We start from the raw sequence: 17,591 nt of genomic DNA on the forward strand, positions 1-17,591 counted from the left end.
CCCGCCACCGCGGCAGGTTTTACCAACCCTTTACTGGCGCGTGCCCCCGCCCCGCTTGCAACCGAGCCGGAGCAGTTGCGGTCAAGCCAGTACGATCGCTATGAATAGAAGAGCTGCCAACGCTTGTGGAATAAGCGCTTGAGGCATATTTTCATCAAAATTTCAGGGCATAGCAACGTGTTGGAGCTCCTACGACCAGAGCACCTTCTTGCGCGAGGTTTCCCATTCTTCAAATTTCGCAGCGTACAGGTCTTCGATACGGTTGCGCTTGACCTTGAAGGTGGGCGTGATGATGTCGTTCTCCACCGTCCAGGGCGTGCGGCTGACCACCAGGCACTGCAATTGCTCGTGCGGGTCCAGCGTGGCGTTCACCTTCGCCAGATGCTGCGCCAGCGAATGCTCGAGTGCCTTGCGCCCCTCGGCCGATTGGGCCTCTACAGCGGCGTCGGCGTTCAGCATCAAAATGCCCAGCGGCTGGCCCAGGTTGGCGCCGGTAACCACGCAGGCCTCGATGGCCGGGTGGTCACCCAGCTTGTCTTCAATCGGCGCGGGCGCCACGTACTTGCCCTTGCCGGTCTTGAACAAATCCTTCACGCGGCCGGTGATGTGCAAGCACTTGTCAGAATCGATGCGGCCCTTGTCGCCGGTGCGCAGCCAGCCGTCGTGCGTGAAGGCATCGCGCGTCTGCTCGGGGGCCTTGTAGTAGCCCTGCATCACCGCCGGGCTCTTCATCTGGATTTCGCCCGTTTCGGGGTCGATGCGGTCCTGCACACCCTCGTAGGCCGGGCCAACGCTGCCCTGCTGGTTCTTGCCCGGCACGGTGATGTGCGAGACGGCGAGGTTTTCCGTCATGCCGTAGCCTTCATTGATGGCGATGCCCAGCTTGCTGTACCACTGCAGCAGCGCCAGCGGCATGGGCGCGGCGCCACCGGCGCAGATGCGTGCCTGGTCCAGGCCCAGCGTCTTTTGAATCTTGCGCCGCACCAGGCCCCCGATGAGCGGCAGGCCGAGCAGGCGCTGCAGCTTGGGCTCAGGCATTTTGTGCTGAATGGCCTGCTGGAACTTGACCCACAGGCGCGGCACCGAGAAAAAGATGGTGGGCCGGGCGCGCTGCATGTCGGTGGTGAAAGTGTCGAGCGAGTCGGCAAAGAACACGTGCATGCCGGTGCGCAGCCAGCCATGCTCCACCAGCACACGCTCGACCACGTGGGCCAAAGGCAGATAGGAAAGCATGCGGTCGTCCTTGCCCATGGGCAGGCGGCGGATCCCGGCGTCCAGCGCCCAGGCGAAGTTGTGGAAGCTGTGCATCACGCCCTTTGGCATGCCCGTGGTGCCCGAGGTGTAGATCAATGTGGCCAGATCGTCGCCACCCCGCACCGGCTGGCCAGCAAGCGGCTTGGCAGCCTTGCACAGCGTGTCCCACAGCGGATAGGCCTCGCGCGCGGACTCTGGCGAAAGCGCGTAGCTGATGCAAGGCAGGTCTGCCGGCACGCCGGGCGCCATGGATTCCCAGCCGTCGAGCTTGCCGATGAAGCAGGCGCGCGCCTCGCTGTGCTTGAGGATGTGCGCAATGGTCTCGGGCGCCAGCGTGGGGTAGAGCGGCACCGAGACGCCGCCCACCATCCAGATGGCCAGATCGCTCATCAGCCACCAGGCACAGTTCTTGGACAGGATGGCCACCTTGTCGCCGGGCTGGATGCCAATCGACTGGAGATGCCCTGCCATGCAGCGCACTTGCGCAGCCAGTTCGCCCCAGCTGAAGTCCCTCACCGTGCCGCCGCCCATCGGCTGGGTCAAGGCGCCCCTTGTGGGCGCCTCGCTTTCCCAGGCGTACAGGCGCTGCAGGGCGAGCAGCTCAGGGGCAATCTTGGTCGTCATCGGGTCCTCCCACGGTGGTTATCGCACCAGTGTAGGAGCCCCTACGGAGGCGGAGCGTGGGGAAAGACCCTCGGATAGAGTGGTATGCCTAGCCCAATGGGCGCCGCCCCAATCACCGCTTTGCCGAGGGCGCCGGCGGCCCCGGTCAGGGCAAGCGCTCGTGCACCTGCTTGGCCTCCCCCACCCCCATGTCGCGCGGCAGGACCACGCCGTTCTTCACCGCCAGCACCTCGGCCATGACACTCACGGCAATCTCGGGAGGCGTCTTGCTGCCGATATAGATACCGATCGGTCCGCGCAAGCGCGCCAGGCTCTCGTCCGTCTGGTCGAAGTGTGTTTTCAGGCGCTCGCGCCGCGCCGCATTGTTGCGCCGCGAGCCGATGCCGCCGACGTAGAAGGCCTCGGTCTCCAGCGCCTGCAAGAGCGCCAGATCGTCGAGCTTGGGGTCGTGCGTGAGCGCCACCACGCAGGTGCGCCGGTCCGGGCGCATGGCGCTGACCACGTCGTCCGGCATGTCGCTGACCACACGGGCGCCGGCCACGCTCCAGCTGCTGCGGTATTCCTCGCGCGGGTCGCACACGGTGACGGCAAAGCCGGAGAACAGCGCCATGGTGGCAAGGTATTCCGACATCTGGCCCGCGCCGATGATGAGCATGCGGTACTCGGGGCCAAAGGTGTTGACCACCCGCTCGGCGTCGACCACCAAGGTGGCGGGCGTGGCAGCCGGGCCCTGCACGACCGCGCCATCCCGCAGGCACACGCTGCGCTGCATCAGCTTGCCGGCTTCCAGCGCGGACAGCAGCTCGGCCAAGGCCCCCGCGTCGGGGTCGAACTCAATCAGCAGTTCCAGCGTGCCGCCGCAGGGCAGGCCAAAGCGGTGCGCTTCGTCCGCCGTGACACCGTACTTGGCGAACACCGGCGGGCCGGACACCAGCGCCGCGTCGTCCCCCTCGCCCGCCCAGGCGCGGGTGTAGCGGGCCATCAGGTCGTCCTCGATGCAGCCGCCCGAAACCGAACCCACCACGGCGCCGCTCTCGCACAGCGCCATGATCGAGCCCTCGGGGCGGGGGGACGACCCCCAGGTGCGCACCACCGTGGCGAGCAGCGCCCGCTGGCCGGTGCTGCGCCAGTGGCTCAGCGCGCGCAATACGGTGACATCGAGATTGTCCATGTCCCACCTCAGCTCAGGTAAATCGCCACCGCCACCAGCGCCGCGGCAATCGCACCCCAGACCCACATCGGAATGCCGCCCGAGGGCGCCGCCCCCGCGCGTTCCGACGCATCAGCGCCGGGCCGGGAATCGAGCAGGACCGTGGCGGCACCTTCCCGTGCCTCGGCGTCCATCGGCTCGGTATCGGCCGGCGGCTCGGCGCGCGGGTGGCGGCGGCGCAATTGCTCATCAAAGCGGCGAAAAAAGTCTTCGGCCATGCCTTTGGCGGCGCCGTCGATCAGGCGCTGGCCCAGTTGGGCGATCTTGCCGCCGACGGTGGCGTGCACGGTGTAATGCAGCTCGCAGCAGGGCTGGCCGAGGGCATCGTCCGCCACGGCTTCCAGCCGTACCTGCGCCTGGCCTTTGCCAAAGCCGGCCACGCCGCCCTGGCCGTCAAAGGCGAGCTGGTAGCTCGTGGGCGGGACAATATCGCTGAGCGCGAGCTTGCCACTGAACTTGGCCGAGACCGGGCCGATCTTGAGCGCCATGCCGACGGTGTACTGCCCCTCCCCAGTGGCTTCGAGCTTGTCGCAGCCCGGGATGCACAACTTGAGCATGTCCGGGTCATTGAGCGCGTCCCAGGCCTGTTGCTGGCTGGCGGGAAGCGCCCGGCTGGCTTGCATTTCCATAGGAAGTTCTCCTCGTCGTTCGGGTTATCGGGTGCGCGCGGGCGCACGCAGCACCTGCGCCAGGCTGCTGGCGAGCTGCTGCAAGCTTTGCAGGTTGTGCACCGCGAGCATGGCGTCGGCCGCGCGGTGCAGTTCGGCTGCACCGCGCGCGCTGGGCTCGTAGCCACCAAAGCGCAGCAGCGGGTTAAGCCACAGCAGGCGCGCGCAGTGGCGCCGCAGCCAGGCCAGTTCCTGTGCCAGCGCGGCAGGCTCGCCCGTGTCGAGCCCATCGCTTACCAGCAGCACCAGCGTGCGCCGGCCCACCAGGCGCCGGGCGTGCCGGGTGCGCAGCAGGGCCAGCGATTCGGCCAGGCGCGTGCCGCCGGCAAAATCCGGGATGGCGGCGCTGGCCCGCTCCAGCATGGTGTCCGGGTCCTGGTGGCGAAAGGCGGGCGTGAGGTCGGTCAGCGTGGTGCCAAAGGCAAACACGTCCCGCCGCCCTGCCCCACCTCCTGCCCGATTGCCCGGCGCGGTAGCGGCATGCAGGAAGGCGAGCAACAAGCGCGCGTAGCGCTCCATCGACCCCGAGACGTCGAGCAGCACCAAGAGCGGCAGCGGCTGGCTTTGGCGCGCCAGGCGCGGCACCTGCACCAGCTCGCCGCCCGTGCGCATGGCGCGCTGCAGGGCCAATGGCCAGTCGGCGCGCGCGCCATGCGGGCCGGGCCGGGTGCGGCGCGCCGCGTAGCGCGGCAGAGGCAGTGGCACCCGCTGGGCCAGGCACTGCACCAACCGGTATTCACTGGCGGAGAGCTGGTTGAAATCGGCCGCGTGCAGGCGTTCGCGCTCACTTGCCGTCATGGCGGCATCGAAATCAATTTTTTCCTCTTCGGGCTCCGTGGGTACGCGGGCTGCACGCACGGGCGCGAGCGCCTCGGCCACGCGCGGGCGGCGTTTTACCGGCTCGGCGTGGCTTTCCGCGATGGGCAGCATCTGCGCCAACAATTTTTGCGCGACGTTGGGGTTGCGAAAGTAGGTCGCAAAGAGTTCGCGAAACACCAGCAGGTCTTGCTCACGGGCGACCAGCACGGTCTCCAGCGCGGCGCACAGGTCGGCCCGCGCCAAGCCGACGAGCAGGGCGGCCTCTTGCGCCAGTGCCATGCGGGCAGCGTCCACCGGGACACCGGCGCGGCGCAGGGCCCGGCCAAAGCCGGTGAGGTTGTCGGCCAACTTGCCACGCCGCGCGTCGCCGAGCTGGCTGTATGTGGCCCCCACGCTCCCCGCTGCGCGTGGTTCGCTGCCCCCCGAGGGGGCGCGATTCGCCTTGGGGCGGCCCGGCGGCGAATCGGTAGCCCCCACGCTCCCCGCTGCGCGTGGTTCGCTGCCCCCCGAGGGGGCGCGATTCGCCTTCGGAAGCGCGCCCGGCGGCGAATCATCGCCTCCCACGCTCCCCGCGTACTGCGTGTGCACGTCAGCTCTCCGCGTCGCTGGGGGTGAGCAACTCCGCCGCCATGTCCTGCGTCAACGCGGCGACATCTTCGCGCTGCTTGAACAGGATGCCGGCGGTGTCCTGCACCACTTCCGGGTCGACCACCAGGGTATCAAGCGCCACCAGGGCCTTGGCCCATTCCACCGCCTCGGCGATGCCGGGGGCGCGCTGGAAGGCATTGGCAAAGGGCTGGCTGCGCAGACGCGCCACGAAATCGGCCACCTGCTCCGACAGGGCACTGCTGGCGCCGGGCACCTGCGAGCGGACGATGGCCAGTTCGCGCTCGCGGTCGGGGTAGTCGAGCCAGTGGTACAGGCAGCGGCGCTTGACGGCGTCGTGCAGGTCGCGCGTGCGGTTGCTGGTGAGCAGGGTGACGGGTGGCACTGCGGCGCGCACCGTGCCGAGTTCAGGGATGCTGACCTGGTACTCGCCCAGGTATTCGAGCAAGAACGCCTCGAAGGGCTCGTCGGCGCGGTCAATTTCGTCCACCAGCAGCAGCGCGCCCGGCGCCGGTGTGCGCAGGGCTTGCAGGAGCGGCCGGCTGACGAGGTAGCGCTCCTGGTAAATCTCGCGCTCGATATGTGCCGTGTCCAGCCCACCCTGGGCTTCCGCAGCACGCATGTGCAAGAGCTGCGCGCTGTAGTTCCATTCGTACAAGGCTTCGCGCTGCTCCAGCCCGTCGTAGCACTGCAGGCGGATCAGCGGCCGGCCCAAGGCGCGCGCCAGCGCCTGGGCCAGCGCCGTCTTGCCGACGCCCGGCTCGCCTTCGAGCAGCAGCGGGCGCTGCAGTTTGAGCGCGAGCCAGGCCGCCGTGGCGAGGCGCCGGTCGGCGAAATAGCCTTCGGCTTGGAGCGCCTGGGCCAGCGCGTCGATGGACGCAGGCGCGAGAACCTGCGGGTCTGCGTTCATTTGCTATTGTTTAAATAGCTGCAAGCGCTTACCCAATAAGCACTAGAGCCATATTTTCCTTGAAATTTCAAGCGGAGACAGGCGTCAACCCAGCATCTGCGCCACGGCGCGCTGCGTGAGCACGCTGATGAGCTGCGCGCGGTACACCGGGCTGGCGTGGATGTCGCTGCCCAGGTCCGCAGCGTCCACCTTGACGCCTGCGGCCGAAGCCACGGTAAAGCTCTGGCTCAGCGCCGCTTCCAGCGCGCTCTGGCGGAACACGCTGCTGGCCGCGCCCGTAACGGCGACGCGCACACCGCTGGTGGTCTGGGCCACGAACACGCCCACCAGGGCAAAGCGCGAGGCGCCCTGGCGAAACTTCTGGTACGAGGCCTTGCGCGGAATGGGGAAGCGCACCGCCGTGATCAGCTCGCCCTCTTGCAGCGCCGTGGTGTACATGCCAACGAAGAAATCATCGGCCGCGATTTCCCTTTGGTTGGTGACGATGGTGGTGCCCAGCGCCAGCGCAGCGCTTGGGTAGCAGGCAGCAGGGTCGTTGTTGGCGAGCGAGCCGCCCAGCGTGCCGCGGGCGCGCACCTGGCGGTCGCCAATGTGGCCTGCCAGATCGGCCAGCGCGGGGATGGCCGCGCGCACTTCGGCACTGTCGGCGACTTGCTGGTGGCGGGTCATGGCGCCGATCACCATGTGCTCGCCCTCCTTGCGGATGCCGGCCAGCTCGGGGATGCGGCCCAGGTCCACCAGTTGGCCCGGATCGGCCAGGCGCAGGCGCAGCGAGGGCAGCAGGCTTTGCCCACCGGCAATCGGGCGCGCGCCGGCGGCGGCTTGCGCGGCAGCAGCGGCGGTCGAGGTGGGCGCTTCGTAGGTGAATGCGTACATGCTGGAATCTCCTTAGGCGCGTGCGTTCTGGATGGCCTGCCACACACGGTGCGGCGTGGCTGGCATGTCGAAGTCCTTCACGCCCAGAGGCGCGAGGGCGTCGAGCACGGCGTTGATGACCGCTGGCGGCGAGCCAATGGCGCCCGCCTCACCGCAGCCCTTGGTGCCCAGCGGGTTGTGCGTGCAGGGGGTGCAGACATGGCCCAGCTTGAACTGTGGGAAATCGTCGGCCCGCGGCATGGCGTAATCCATGTAGCTGCCGGTGAGCAGTTGCCCGGTTTCGCGGTCGTAGACGCAGTTTTCCATCAGCGCCTGGCCGATGCCCTGGACCAGGCCGCCGTGCACCTGGCCCTCGACAATCATCGGGTTGATGATGGTGCCGAAGTCGTCCACCGCGGTGAAACGGTCCACGCGCACCACTCCGGTCTGCGGGTCCACCTCGACTTCGCAGATGTAGGTGCCGGCCGGGAACGTGAAGTTGGTGGGGTCGTAAAAGGCCGTTTCGTTCAGGCCGGGTTCGAGCTTGTCGAGCGGGTAGTTGTGCGGCACGTAGGCGGCGAGGGACACCTGGGCAAACGGGATTTTCTTGTCGGTGCCCTTGACGGTGAACTCGCCGCCGGCAAAGTCGATGTCGGCGTCGCTCGCTTCCATCAGGTGCGCGGCAATCTTCTTGGCCTTGGCCTCGATCTTGTCGAGCGCCTTCATGAGGGCGGCGCCGCCCACGCTGATCGAGCGCGAGCCGTAGGTGCCCATGCCAAAGGGCACGCGGCCGGTGTCGCCGTGGACGATGTCCACGTTTTCCACCGGAATGCCCAGGCGCGCCGCCACCACCTGGGCAAACGTCGTTTCATGCCCCTGACCATGGCTGTGCGAGCCGGTGAACACCGTGACGCTACCGGTAGGGTGCACGCGTACTTCGCCGCATTCAAACAGGCCGGCGCGCGCGCCGAGGGCCCCGGCAATGTTCGAGGGCGCGATGCCGCAGGCTTCGATGTAGCTGCTGTAGCCCATGCCACGTTTCAAGCCTTTGGCCTCGCTGGCAACGCGCCGCGCCGCAAACCCAGCCACGTCGGCCAGTTCCTGCGACTGCGTCATGCAGGCGTGGTAGTCGCCCACGTCGTACTGCAGCGCCACTGGTGTCTGGTAGGGGAAGCTGGTGATGAAGTTGCGCTTGCGGATGTCGTCTTGCGACAGCCCCATGTCCCAGGCGCAGCGGCTGACCAGGCGCTCCAGCAAATAGGTGGCCTCGGGCCGGCCGGCGCCACGGTAGGCGTCCACGGGAGACGTGTTGGTGAACCAGGTGTCCACCTCCACGTACACCTGAGGCGTGCTGTACTGGCCGGCGAGCAACGTGGCGTACAGGATGGTCGGCACCGCACTGGCGAAGGTGGACAGGTAGGCGCCCACGTTGGCATCGGTGTGCACGCGCATGGCGAGGAACTTGCCGCTCGCGTCCATCGCCATTTCGGCGTGGCTGGCGTGGTCGCGCCCGTGTGCGTCGGTCAGGAAGGACTCGCTGCGGTCGGCCACCCACTTGATGTTGCGGTTGAGCTTTTTTGATGCCCAGGTGAGGCACACGTCCTCAGCGTAGAGAAAGATTTTGGAGCCGAAGCCACCGCCCACATCCGGCGCAATCACCCGCACCTTGTGCTCAGGCAGGCCCATGACAAAGGCCGTCATGAGCAAGCGCTCGACGTGCGGGTTCTGGTTGCTGACGTAGAGCGTGTATTCGTCGGTGCCCCGGTTGTACGAGCCGATGGCGGCGCGCGGCTCCATGGCGTTGGGAATCAGGCGGTTGTTGACCAGATCGAGCTTGGTGACATGCGCCGCATTGGCAAACACCGCATCGACCGCCCCTTTGTCGCCAATCGCCCACTTGAAGCAGTGGTTGTCTTCGGCAATGTCGTGCAGGCCGGCACCTGCCACGGCGCCCGCGGCCGCATCCTGCACGTTGACGACCGCCGGCAGCACGTCGTAATCGACCTCGACACGTTCGGCGGCATCGCGCGCCTGTTGCAAGGTTTCGGCCACCACCATGGCCACGCCGTCGCCCACGTAGCGCACCTTGCCCTGTGCCAGGATGGGGTGCGGCGGCTCCTTCATGGGCTCGCCGTTGGTGCTGGTAATGAGCCAGCCGCAGGGCAGGCCGTTGATGTTGTCGGCCGCCACATCGGCGCCGGTGAAGACGCCGATCACACCGGGGGCAGCTTTGGCCGCATCGGTGTTGATGCTGACCACCTTGGCGTGGGCGTGCGGCGAACGGACGAAAACGGCAAAACTTTGCGCAGCCAGGACGATGTCGTCGGTGTACTGGCCAGCGCCGGTGAGAAAGCGGTAGTCCTCCTTGCGGCGGACGGATTCGCCGATGTGCGGCAGCTTGGAAAAGTCGGATGCACCCATGGCTTGTGTCTCCTTCGTTGGTCTCAGGCTGCGGAGGCAGCCATGGCCTGCTGGCCCTGCTGCACGGCTTTGACGATGTTCTGGTAACCGGTGCAGCGGCACATATTGCCGTCAAGCAGCGCGCGGATCTCGGCCTCGCTCGCGCCGGGGTAGCGCTTCACCAGATCGACGGCGGAGAGCACCATTCCGGGCGTACAGAAGCCGCACTGCAGGCCGTGGCACTCCTTGAACGCCGCCTGCATGGGGTGCATGCCGCCGTCCGCCGTGGCCAGGCCTTCGATGGTGGTGATCTCGCAGCCCTCGGCCTGCACGGCCAGCATGGCGCAGGATTTGATGGCGCGGCCATCGAGCAGCACGGTGCAGGCGCCGCACTGGCTGGTGTCGCACCCCACATGGGTGCCGGTGAGGTGGAGGTGCTCGCGCAGCGCGTGCACAAGCAGGGTGTTGGCGGGGGCGTCGACGCTGGCCGGCCGGCCATTGACGGTGAACTGCACGGGCATCGGGCTGTCTCCTGGTGGGGATTGGCTGGAAAAGAGCAATTGCCATCTTCTGCCCCCCACCTGGGCCGGTGGCTAGGGACAACCCTGAACCCGGCTGGGCCGCTTGGCGATATTCTCAATTTGAAACATGCTGCACCGCAGCGTGCGTCCACTTTCCTTGGCGCCACCGTGACCACCGTCTCTTCCCATACGCCAGACCGCAGCGCCTCTATCGCGCAGGCACGCCATGCCCTGCTGGTGCAAGGCCTCGGGGTGCCCCCGACAGGCATGGAGCCCTGGATCGTGCGCTCCTGGCGGCGCTGTTTGCAGGCGGGTCGCTCGCCGCAACATCCGCTGGCATTTGACGGCGTCAGCGCCGCCGCATTGCGCCGCGACCACGACGAGCATGCAAGCCTGCTGCGCGCTGCCCGGCCGGTGCTGGAGCATCTCACCCATGCCACCGGCGGCATGGGCTATTTCACCCTGCTGACCAATGCACGCGGTGTGGTGCTGGACGTTACCGGCCCGGTGGACCACCACGACCCGCGCGCACACGCCATTGGCCGCCGCGGTATTGATCTGTCGGAGGCAAGCGTGGGCACCGCTGCCATCGGTGCCGCATTGACCGAGTTGCACCCGGTCTGGCTGCACCGTGGCGAGCATTTTTTCGACGCCAATGGCAGCTACAGCTGCGCAGGGGCCCCGCTATTCGACCCACAGGGCCACTGCGTGGGCATGCTCGATCTGACGGGTGTCGACGTCCCCGAACGGCCCGAGCTGCGGCATGTGCTCGCCCGCTCGGCACGCGCACTGGAAGACGCCTTGCTGCGCCAGCAGCCCTATGCGCTGCTGCTGCGCGTCAACTGGCCCGGCGCCCAACTGGGCAGCGAAGCCGACGGCCTGATGGCACTCGACGCCGACGGCTACCTGCTGGGCTGCAACAGTGCGGCACGCCAACTCATGCCCATGCCGCAGCAATTGCCTGGCACGTGCCTGCACTGCAGCGACTTGCTGGCACTCGACTGGCCGCGCCTGTTTGACGCTTCCACCCGCGGCCAGCGCGTGGACCTGCCACTGTGGTCGGGCCTGCGTTTGCAGGCCATGGCGGTGCGCCAGAGCGCGCCCGGACGCGCGCCCGCCGCTGCCAGTGCCTCACTGCGAGAAACCGAAACCGAATGGATCCGCAGCGCGGTACGCGAGGCGCGCGGCAACGTGGCCGAGGCCGCACGCAGCCTGGGCATCAGCCGCGCCACCGTGTACCGCAAACTGGGCACACGCAAAAACGGGTAAGGCGCCTGGCGGGCAAAAAAATGGGTGATATTCGGCCATTGCGCTTATTGGATAAGCGCTATAAGCTATTATTAGAATAGCAAATCTGCACCGCCGGCCTATCGCAGGCGCACCAACAGATAGCCCCCTACCAACACCACGAGCGCGGCAAGTGCCGCCCACGCCCAGGCCGGTGTGCCCATGGTTTTGGGCGCCGGCTGCACACGCGCCGCGGGGCGGGCACGTGGCGAGCGGTCGAGCAGCATGGTGGGTGCACCAGCGCGCTCCTGGGCATCCATATCCTCGGGCACGGCCTCCGGTTCGGCTGGCGCTGCACGCGGGTAACGCCTGCGCAACTGCTCATCAAAGCGGCGAAAAAAATGCTCGATCAAGGCCCGCGCAGCGCCCTCGACGAGGCGCGGGTCAAGCAGGGCCATGTTCCCATCCAGCACAGCGTCGACGCTGTAGTGCAATTGGCAGCGCGGATGGCCTGGAGCGTAGTCGGCCAGCGGAATCAGCCGCGCCCGCGCCACCCCCTTGCCCACGCCCGCGACCCCACCATTGCCTTCGAACTGGACTTGGTAGCGATCAGGCTCAAAGCGATCCGCCACCTGCACGCTGCCGTTGAAGCGCACCATGCCCGCGCCAATTCTCAGCTCGAGGTCCACTGCATGCTGTCCAGCCTCGCCTATGTCGAACCTCTCACAGCCAGGGATGCATACCTTGAGCAATTCGGGGTCATTCAATGCATCCCACAGTTCTTGTTGGCCAGCGGCAAACGCGCGGCGACCTTCCATTTCCATGACAGACACTCCCCTAGGTTTGCTCGTGAGGCCCCAATCTCAGGCTTGCACCAGGACCACGGCATTTTCTTCCAGCTCAAGCACCACCCGGCTGCCAGCACGCAAACCGCTGCCGGGTGCCGCAAATCCCACCATCTGCTGACCCCACGGTGCGCTGCCCCACAGCTCGGCCGCGACTTCATCGCCCAATTGTCCACGCACAACGCGCACTGCCTTGGCTTGCAGTGCACAGGCGCCCGACCGCACCACCTCGCCGCCAGTGGCGGCACGCAGAACGCGCACGGCAGTGGCCTTGCACAGCGCCTGCACCGCCTGACCCGCCGCCAAGCCCAGTAACTCGGCACTCTCGCGGGTGATCCGCGAGGTCAAGCTGGGCCACGCAGCAGCATCCTTGTGCCCCCCCAGCTCGCTCCTGGAGTCCGCTTGCGCCGTTTGCGGCACCTCCAGGGTCAGATGCACCCGCACAATCGGCCCCAACGCCTCCAGGCGTTGCACCACGCATGGCAACTGGTTGCGCATGCTGGTGCGCACCGCCAGCCGGGCGAGCGCCTGGCCGGTGTAGGGCCGCGCCTGCCAGTCTGCAATGACCGCACCGCGTGCCTGCGCCATCGCATCGGCCGCGGCCAGCAATTCCCGGCCCGCAGAGGTCAAGGAAGCGCCGCCTCCACCCGCCCCACCCACAGCACGCGCCACCAACGGCACGCGCGCCAGATTGGTCAGCGTATCCACCGCTTGCCAGGCGGCCTTGTAGCTCACGCCGACAGCGCGGGCAGCTTGCGAAATGGAGCCGCACACGCCGATCTCGCGCAGAATGGCAATGCGCTTGTCGGTAAGCTCATGTCCGAGGGCGGCAGGCAGGGCAAGGGGCAAAGTCATAGGGCGCAATAGTGCCTCAGGAAGCAACCGGGCAAGGCTTGAGGAGTGTTGTCCCCTCCCCATACGGTGCGGGACGCCACCGCAAACGCGTTTTCCGGGCCGCACCGAGGGAACGCAGGACGCTGCCCAAGGTGCGGATGCGCCCCCAGGCCGAGAAGAATTTGATCAGCGTCGCCCTAATTTTGTCCTAAGACTTGGCGTTGACAATTGCATGTTTGCTCTCCACCTGACCGAAGCTGTAGCCATGTCTCTCAACTCTGCGCTCTTTTTAGCGATCAATGGATCGGCAACTTCGCCGCATTGGTTGACAGCGCTGGCCCTGTTCGCAACCAACCATTTGCCGCAACTGATGGCAGGCGGAATCGCCGGCGTTTTTGTGGCGGGAGACCGCCAGGTGAAGTTGCGCGTGCTGCACGTGTTGATCGCCATGGCGATGGCATGGCTGCTGGCACGGCTGACCCAGCATTTCATTCCTGTCGATCGACCCTTTGTTGTCGGGCTTGGCAAACAGTTGCTGCCGCACGCAGCTTCCCCTAGCTTTCCCAGCAGCCATGCAAGCGTGGCCTTCGGGTTTGCCACGGCTGTCGCACTGACGGCGGGACGTGCGTATTGGGCGTTGCTGGCTCTGGCTGCTGCCGTGCTTGTGGCCTGGAGCCGTGTGTACCTTGGGCTGCATTTCCCCTCCGATGTTCTGGCCGGCGCCTTGGTGGGCGCCACCAGCGCCTGGCTAACATTTCACATCGTCTTCCGGCGTCCAATACGGTCAGCCACCACCATAGGACTTCCATGATCGCCAATCCAGGTGCTGCCACAGTGCCGCAGCATCACGAAGCCGACGCTTCACCACCCTGCGACGTACGCCACCATGCCGCCCACACCGAAGCACCCGTCACCATCCAGCCACCACCGCGCGAATCCGGCTCTGTCTCTTGTGTTGTTCCCTGCCACAACGAAGCGCGTAACCTGGAGCAGTTGCTGCCCCAGTTGCGCGACACCCTCCAGGCTTGCTCGCGCCGGTGGGAAGTAATTTTGGTGGACGATGGCAGCTCGGACGCCACCAGCCTGGTGCTTGCCAAATGGGCGCAGACACCGGGCTTTCGCGCACTGCTGCTGTCACGCAACTTCGGCAAGGAGGCCGCGCTCACGGCTGGCCTGGAAGCGGCGCAGGGCGATGCCATTGTGATGATGGATGCCGACCTGCAGCATTCGCCTTCATTTCTTCCCACCTTCCTGGAGCATTGGCGCCAGGGCCGCGATGTGGTCTACGCGCTGCGCGAAGACCGACAAGATGAAAGTCTGTTCAAACGCCTGGGCACGCGCGTGTTCTACAAGCTTGTCAATATGGCGGGGCGCTTCGAGGTGCCAGCCGGCGCAGGGGACTTTCGCCTGATGGACCGCGCCGTGGTAAATGCCCTGCTTTCGCTGCCAGAGCGCAACCGGTTCATGAAGGGGCTGTACGCCTGGGTCGGCTTCGATGCCCTTGCCGTCCCCTACGTGCCAGAGGGGCGGCTGCACGGCAAGACCACCTTCAACCCCTGGAGCTTGATTCGGCTCTCGGTGGACGGCCTGACCGGTTTTACCACTTGGCCGCTGCGTGCCGTCAGCTTCATGGGCTTCGTGTTGGCGTGTTTCGCGCTGCTCTATGGCGCCTACCTGACCGCCGTCTATCTGCTGTATGGCCACGTGATCAGCGGCTGGACCACCATCGCCGTGGGGCTGATGGGGTTCTCCGGCATCCAGCTCCTCTCGCTCGGCGTGGTGGGCGAGTATGTGGGACGCATTTTCGAGGAAGTCAAGGCGCGACCTGTCTACATTGTCAAGCGTGCACTGGGCCAGGGCTTGAGGAAGGCCGATTGATGCAGGCACTGACAACCAAGAGAACGCCCACCACCACGGCCTTCGCCTTGCTCGTGCTGGCTTGGCTGACCTGGACTGCATGGGCACGCCCCTTGATGCTGCCGGACGAGGGGCGCTACGTCGGCGTTGCCTGGGAAATGCTGCGCTCGGGCGACTGGCTCACGCCCACCCTCAACGGGCTGCCGTACTTCCACAAACCGCCGCTCTTCTACTGGATCACGGCAGCTTCCCTGTGGCTCTTTGGCCACCACGAGTGGGCGGCCAGAGTGGCTTCCTTGCTGGGCGCTGCACTCGGTACGACCGCCGCGTATGCATTCATTCGCCGGTGGTCGGGCGAGCGTGAGGCCCGGACAGGCCTGGTGGTGTTGCTGGCGCAGCCTTTGTGGCTTGTCGCTGCGCAGTTTGCCAACCTGGACATGCTGGTGGCGGGCTGCATCGGCGCCACCATCGTGCTGCTGGCCCATGCGACCCTGCTGGCCGAGCATGGCAAGCCCTGGCGTGCGGTACTGACTGGCGCATGGGCCATGGCCGCCTTGGGCGTGCTGGCCAAGGGCTTGATTGGCTTTGTGCTTCCTGCAGGGGTGATCTTTGTCTGGCTCGTTCTGCAAAAACGCTGGCGCAGCCTGTTCGCTCTCTTGTGGTGGCCCGGGATACTGGTTTTTCTGGCGCTGACAGCCCCCTGGTTCGTGGCCATGCAGGATCGGTTTCCCGATTTTCTGAACTATTTTTTCGTCGTTCAGCACTTCAAGCGCTTCACCGAAAGCGGGTTCAACAACATGATGCCGTTCTGGTTTTACCCCGCGGTGCTGTGCGTGTGCTTTCTGCCGTGGCTACCCTGGATGGCGCGCTCCATCAAGCCCAAGGTCGGCCTGTCAGCCCCACAACAGGCGGTCCGACTGCTGATGCTGGTTTGGCCCGCGATGATTGTTCTGTTCTTCTCGCTGCCCAAATCCAAGTTGCTGGGCTATGTACTGCCGGCAGTTCCACCGCTGGCGTTCCTCGCGGCAGATGGCTTTTTGTCGCAGGCTTTCTTGTCACGCGCATCCATCCGCCTATGGCGCATTGGTGCCGGCATCGGGTGCATGCTGACGCTGGGTATCCTGACCTGGATTGCCGTACATCCAGAGAAATCCACGCGTGCTTTTGCTCAGGTATTGCGCGAAAACCGCCAAATATCAGAACCTGTCGTCATGCTGGACCAATACTATTTCGACCTGCCGTTCTATGCCCGGTTGAATGCGCCCGTGGCGGTGGTGAGCAATTGGGACGACCCCGAACTCCACCACCGCGACAACGAACGCAAGGAAATCGCCGACGCCGGCCAGTTCGACAAAACCGCTGCCGCCAAGCTCCTGGTGCTGCCCGCTGCCTTGCCCGCCCTTTTGTGCCACTCGGCCACCACCTGGGTGCTTGGCTCCTCTTCAGCGCTGACCCGGTACCCCTTCCTCGGCGTTGCCACCGACATTCACCACGAAAGCGGAACCACCCTGTGGCGCATCGACACCAAGAACCCTGCCATGCTCAGCGCGCTGGCTTGCGGTTGAAAGCCCAATGGCGGCTCAAAAGGTAGGTGCCACCCGCCACGGCGACGAGCACCACGGCAAGGACCAGGTCGTAGCGCAGACCGCTCCAGTGCAGCAGCAAGGCATACGCGGCCTCGTTGATGGCGAAACCGCTTGCCGATACGGCGAAAAACCGCATGGCTGAGCGCCAGAGCGGTACGCCATGGTCACGGAAGGTCCAGCGGTAGTGCCCAGAAAACGAAACGCCAAAAGCAATCAACCACCCCAACACATTGGCCAGCAAGGGCCGCCAGCCAGCATGCGCCACCAACATCACGACCACACTCCAATGGACAGCAGCAGCAGCAGTGCCCACCAGCACGAACCAGGCAATGCGCCCCCGCAAGCTGCCGGGGGGATTGGTATGGACAAGGGAACGCGTGCGCATGAAACTGCCGAGCATAGCCGCAGCCTGTGCATTGCTGTAGACGATTTTGGCCTGCATGCCGGCGTCTGTGAGGCGGCGCTGCTGCTTGCCTGGCAGGGACGCACGCAGGCCATTGGCTGCATGGTGGGCGCTCCAGCATGGGGTCAATGGGCCCCGGAACTCGAAGAAATTGATCCCCGACAGACCGAGATCGGCCTGCACCTGGACCTCACGCAGCACCCGTTGCTGCTGCAGCCACAGCAGCTTGGGCCGCTCATCCTGCGCAGTTGGCTGCGCACGCTCGACCGCACCAGTATCCGCAGCGAAATCCGCGCCCAACTCGATGCGTTTGAACAACAAACCGGCCGCCCACCCGCCTACGTGGACGGACACCAGCATGTTCACCAGTTCCCGGTCGTGCGGGATGAACTGCTGACCGAGCTACAACGGCGGTATGCGGGCAACCTGCCATGGCTGAGAAACACGGCACGCGCGCACATCAACACGCCAATGCCCTGGCGGCAGGCATTCAAGCCCTGGACCATTGAAGCACTGGGGTCAGCCGCACTAACGCGGCAGGCACAGGCGCAAGGCTTCCGCCAGAACGCGCACCTGCTGGGTGTGCACGATTTCAGGGGCAACGAGGACAGCTACCTCAATTGGACAAGAAGGTGGCTGGGGGCGTGCCACAGCGGCGACCTGCTGATGTGCCACCCCAGCCTGGGTATTCACCCGCAAGACCCTCTGGCTCCTGCACGCTTGCATGAGTACCAGGTGCTGTCTGGAAGTGCTTTTGGCGAATTGGTACAGGAAGAAGCCATCCGACTCGAACCTCTGGGTCAGACGTTGGCACAACGGTTCTCGATTTAAGAGCCACGGACCATGGGTGCAACGAAGGGCCTCACTATTGGCCAGACCAATGGCAGCGGACCGGGAAGCAGCGCACCAGAGAAGCGCACGGGTACGTCGACAGTCCTCGCCCTGGCACCCTCGCATGGGGACAAGACTCTG

Annotated in this window: 16 protein-coding genes; 5 read left to right on the forward strand and 11 right to left on the reverse strand. The window is 65.9% G+C overall.

Annotated elements, in window-relative coordinates:
• Positions 1-189: 189 nt before the first annotated feature.
• The 8 genes from AC07ZH_RS11805 to AC07ZH_RS11840 form a co-directional block, all read right to left on the reverse strand.
• Positions 190-1,878 (reverse strand): AMP-binding protein, encoded by a 1,689-nt coding sequence (locus AC07ZH_RS11805; protein ID WP_495199899.1) that lies wholly within the window; start codon positions 1,876-1,878, stop codon positions 190-192.
• Positions 1,879-2,023: 145 nt separating this feature from the next.
• Entirely contained in the window at positions 2,024-3,049 is a 1,026-nt protein-coding gene (locus AC07ZH_RS11810) for an XdhC family protein (RefSeq protein WP_495199900.1), read from the reverse strand.
• Between the two features lie 8 nt (positions 3,050-3,057).
• Positions 3,058-3,717, reverse strand: coding sequence for an SRPBCC family protein (locus AC07ZH_RS11815; protein ID WP_495199901.1), 660 nt, complete (start codon positions 3,715-3,717; stop codon positions 3,058-3,060).
• Between the two features lie 24 nt (positions 3,718-3,741).
• Complete coding sequence (locus AC07ZH_RS11820; RefSeq protein WP_495199902.1) at positions 3,742-4,968, reverse strand: vWA domain-containing protein; 1,227 nt, start codon at positions 4,966-4,968, stop codon at positions 3,742-3,744.
• A gap of 196 nt (positions 4,969-5,164) precedes the next feature.
• Positions 5,165-6,091 carry an AAA family ATPase gene (locus AC07ZH_RS11825; protein ID WP_119108676.1) on the reverse strand — a complete coding sequence of 309 codons (927 nt, stop codon included), beginning with the start codon at positions 6,089-6,091 and terminating at the stop codon, positions 5,165-5,167.
• 84 nt (positions 6,092-6,175) lie between these two features.
• A complete protein-coding gene (locus tag AC07ZH_RS11830; protein WP_495199903.1) occupies positions 6,176-6,967 on the reverse strand; it encodes an FAD binding domain-containing protein in 792 nt (263 codons plus the stop codon).
• 12 nt (positions 6,968-6,979) lie between these two features.
• Positions 6,980-9,367: a xanthine dehydrogenase family protein molybdopterin-binding subunit gene (locus AC07ZH_RS11835; protein WP_495199904.1), complete on the reverse strand. Its 2,388-nt coding sequence runs from the start codon at positions 9,365-9,367 to the stop codon at positions 6,980-6,982.
• A 23-nt stretch (positions 9,368-9,390) separates the two neighbouring features.
• A complete protein-coding gene (locus AC07ZH_RS11840; protein WP_119108679.1) occupies positions 9,391-9,867 on the reverse strand; it encodes a (2Fe-2S)-binding protein in 477 nt (158 codons plus the stop codon).
• 168 nt (positions 9,868-10,035) lie between these two features.
• Between AC07ZH_RS11840 and AC07ZH_RS11845 the strand changes: the two genes are divergently transcribed.
• Positions 10,036-11,136, forward strand: coding sequence for a helix-turn-helix domain-containing protein (locus AC07ZH_RS11845; RefSeq protein WP_495199905.1), 1,101 nt, complete (start codon positions 10,036-10,038; stop codon positions 11,134-11,136).
• Between the two features lie 98 nt (positions 11,137-11,234).
• Here AC07ZH_RS11845 and AC07ZH_RS11850 read toward each other — a convergent pair whose 3' ends face one another.
• Positions 11,235-11,918, reverse strand: a complete 684-nt coding sequence (locus tag AC07ZH_RS11850; protein WP_495199906.1) for an SRPBCC family protein — start codon at positions 11,916-11,918, stop codon at positions 11,235-11,237.
• Positions 11,919-11,957: 39 nt separating this feature from the next.
• The gene (locus AC07ZH_RS11855; protein WP_495199907.1) at positions 11,958-12,794 is read right to left on the reverse strand and encodes a TOBE domain-containing protein; all 837 of its coding nucleotides are present in this window, start codon (positions 12,792-12,794) and stop codon (positions 11,958-11,960) included.
• Positions 12,795-13,038: 244 nt separating this feature from the next.
• Between AC07ZH_RS11855 and AC07ZH_RS11860 the strand changes: the two genes are divergently transcribed.
• Genes AC07ZH_RS11860 through AC07ZH_RS11870 form a run of 3 tightly spaced genes read left to right on the forward strand, consistent with a single transcriptional unit; the run spans position 13,039 to position 16,195 of the window.
• Complete coding sequence (locus AC07ZH_RS11860) at positions 13,039-13,584, forward strand: phosphatase PAP2 family protein (RefSeq protein WP_495199908.1); 546 nt, start codon at positions 13,039-13,041, stop codon at positions 13,582-13,584.
• Complete coding sequence (locus tag AC07ZH_RS11865) at positions 13,581-14,651, forward strand: glycosyltransferase family 2 protein (protein WP_495199909.1); 1,071 nt, start codon at positions 13,581-13,583, stop codon at positions 14,649-14,651. Before AC07ZH_RS11860 ends, AC07ZH_RS11865 begins: the two co-directional genes overlap by 4 nt.
• A complete protein-coding gene (locus AC07ZH_RS11870; protein ID WP_495199910.1) occupies positions 14,651-16,195 on the forward strand; it encodes a glycosyltransferase family 39 protein in 1,545 nt (514 codons plus the stop codon). Before AC07ZH_RS11865 ends, AC07ZH_RS11870 begins: the two co-directional genes overlap by 1 nt.
• Here AC07ZH_RS11870 and AC07ZH_RS11875 read toward each other — a convergent pair.
• Positions 16,173-16,601 carry a GtrA family protein gene (locus tag AC07ZH_RS11875; RefSeq protein ID WP_495199911.1) on the reverse strand — a complete coding sequence of 143 codons (429 nt, stop codon included), beginning with the start codon at positions 16,599-16,601 and terminating at the stop codon, positions 16,173-16,175. The genes AC07ZH_RS11870 and AC07ZH_RS11875 overlap by 23 nt on opposite strands.
• On the opposite strand from AC07ZH_RS11875, the gene AC07ZH_RS11880 reads away from it, so the two are divergent.
• Positions 16,578-17,450 (forward strand): ChbG/HpnK family deacetylase, encoded by an 873-nt coding sequence (locus tag AC07ZH_RS11880; protein ID WP_495199912.1) that lies wholly within the window; start codon positions 16,578-16,580, stop codon positions 17,448-17,450. The genes AC07ZH_RS11875 and AC07ZH_RS11880 overlap by 24 nt on opposite strands.
• The last annotated feature ends 141 nt before the right edge of the window (positions 17,451-17,591 follow it).

The sequence above is a fragment of the Simplicispira sp. GW247-4R2A genome (assembly GCF_059424465.1).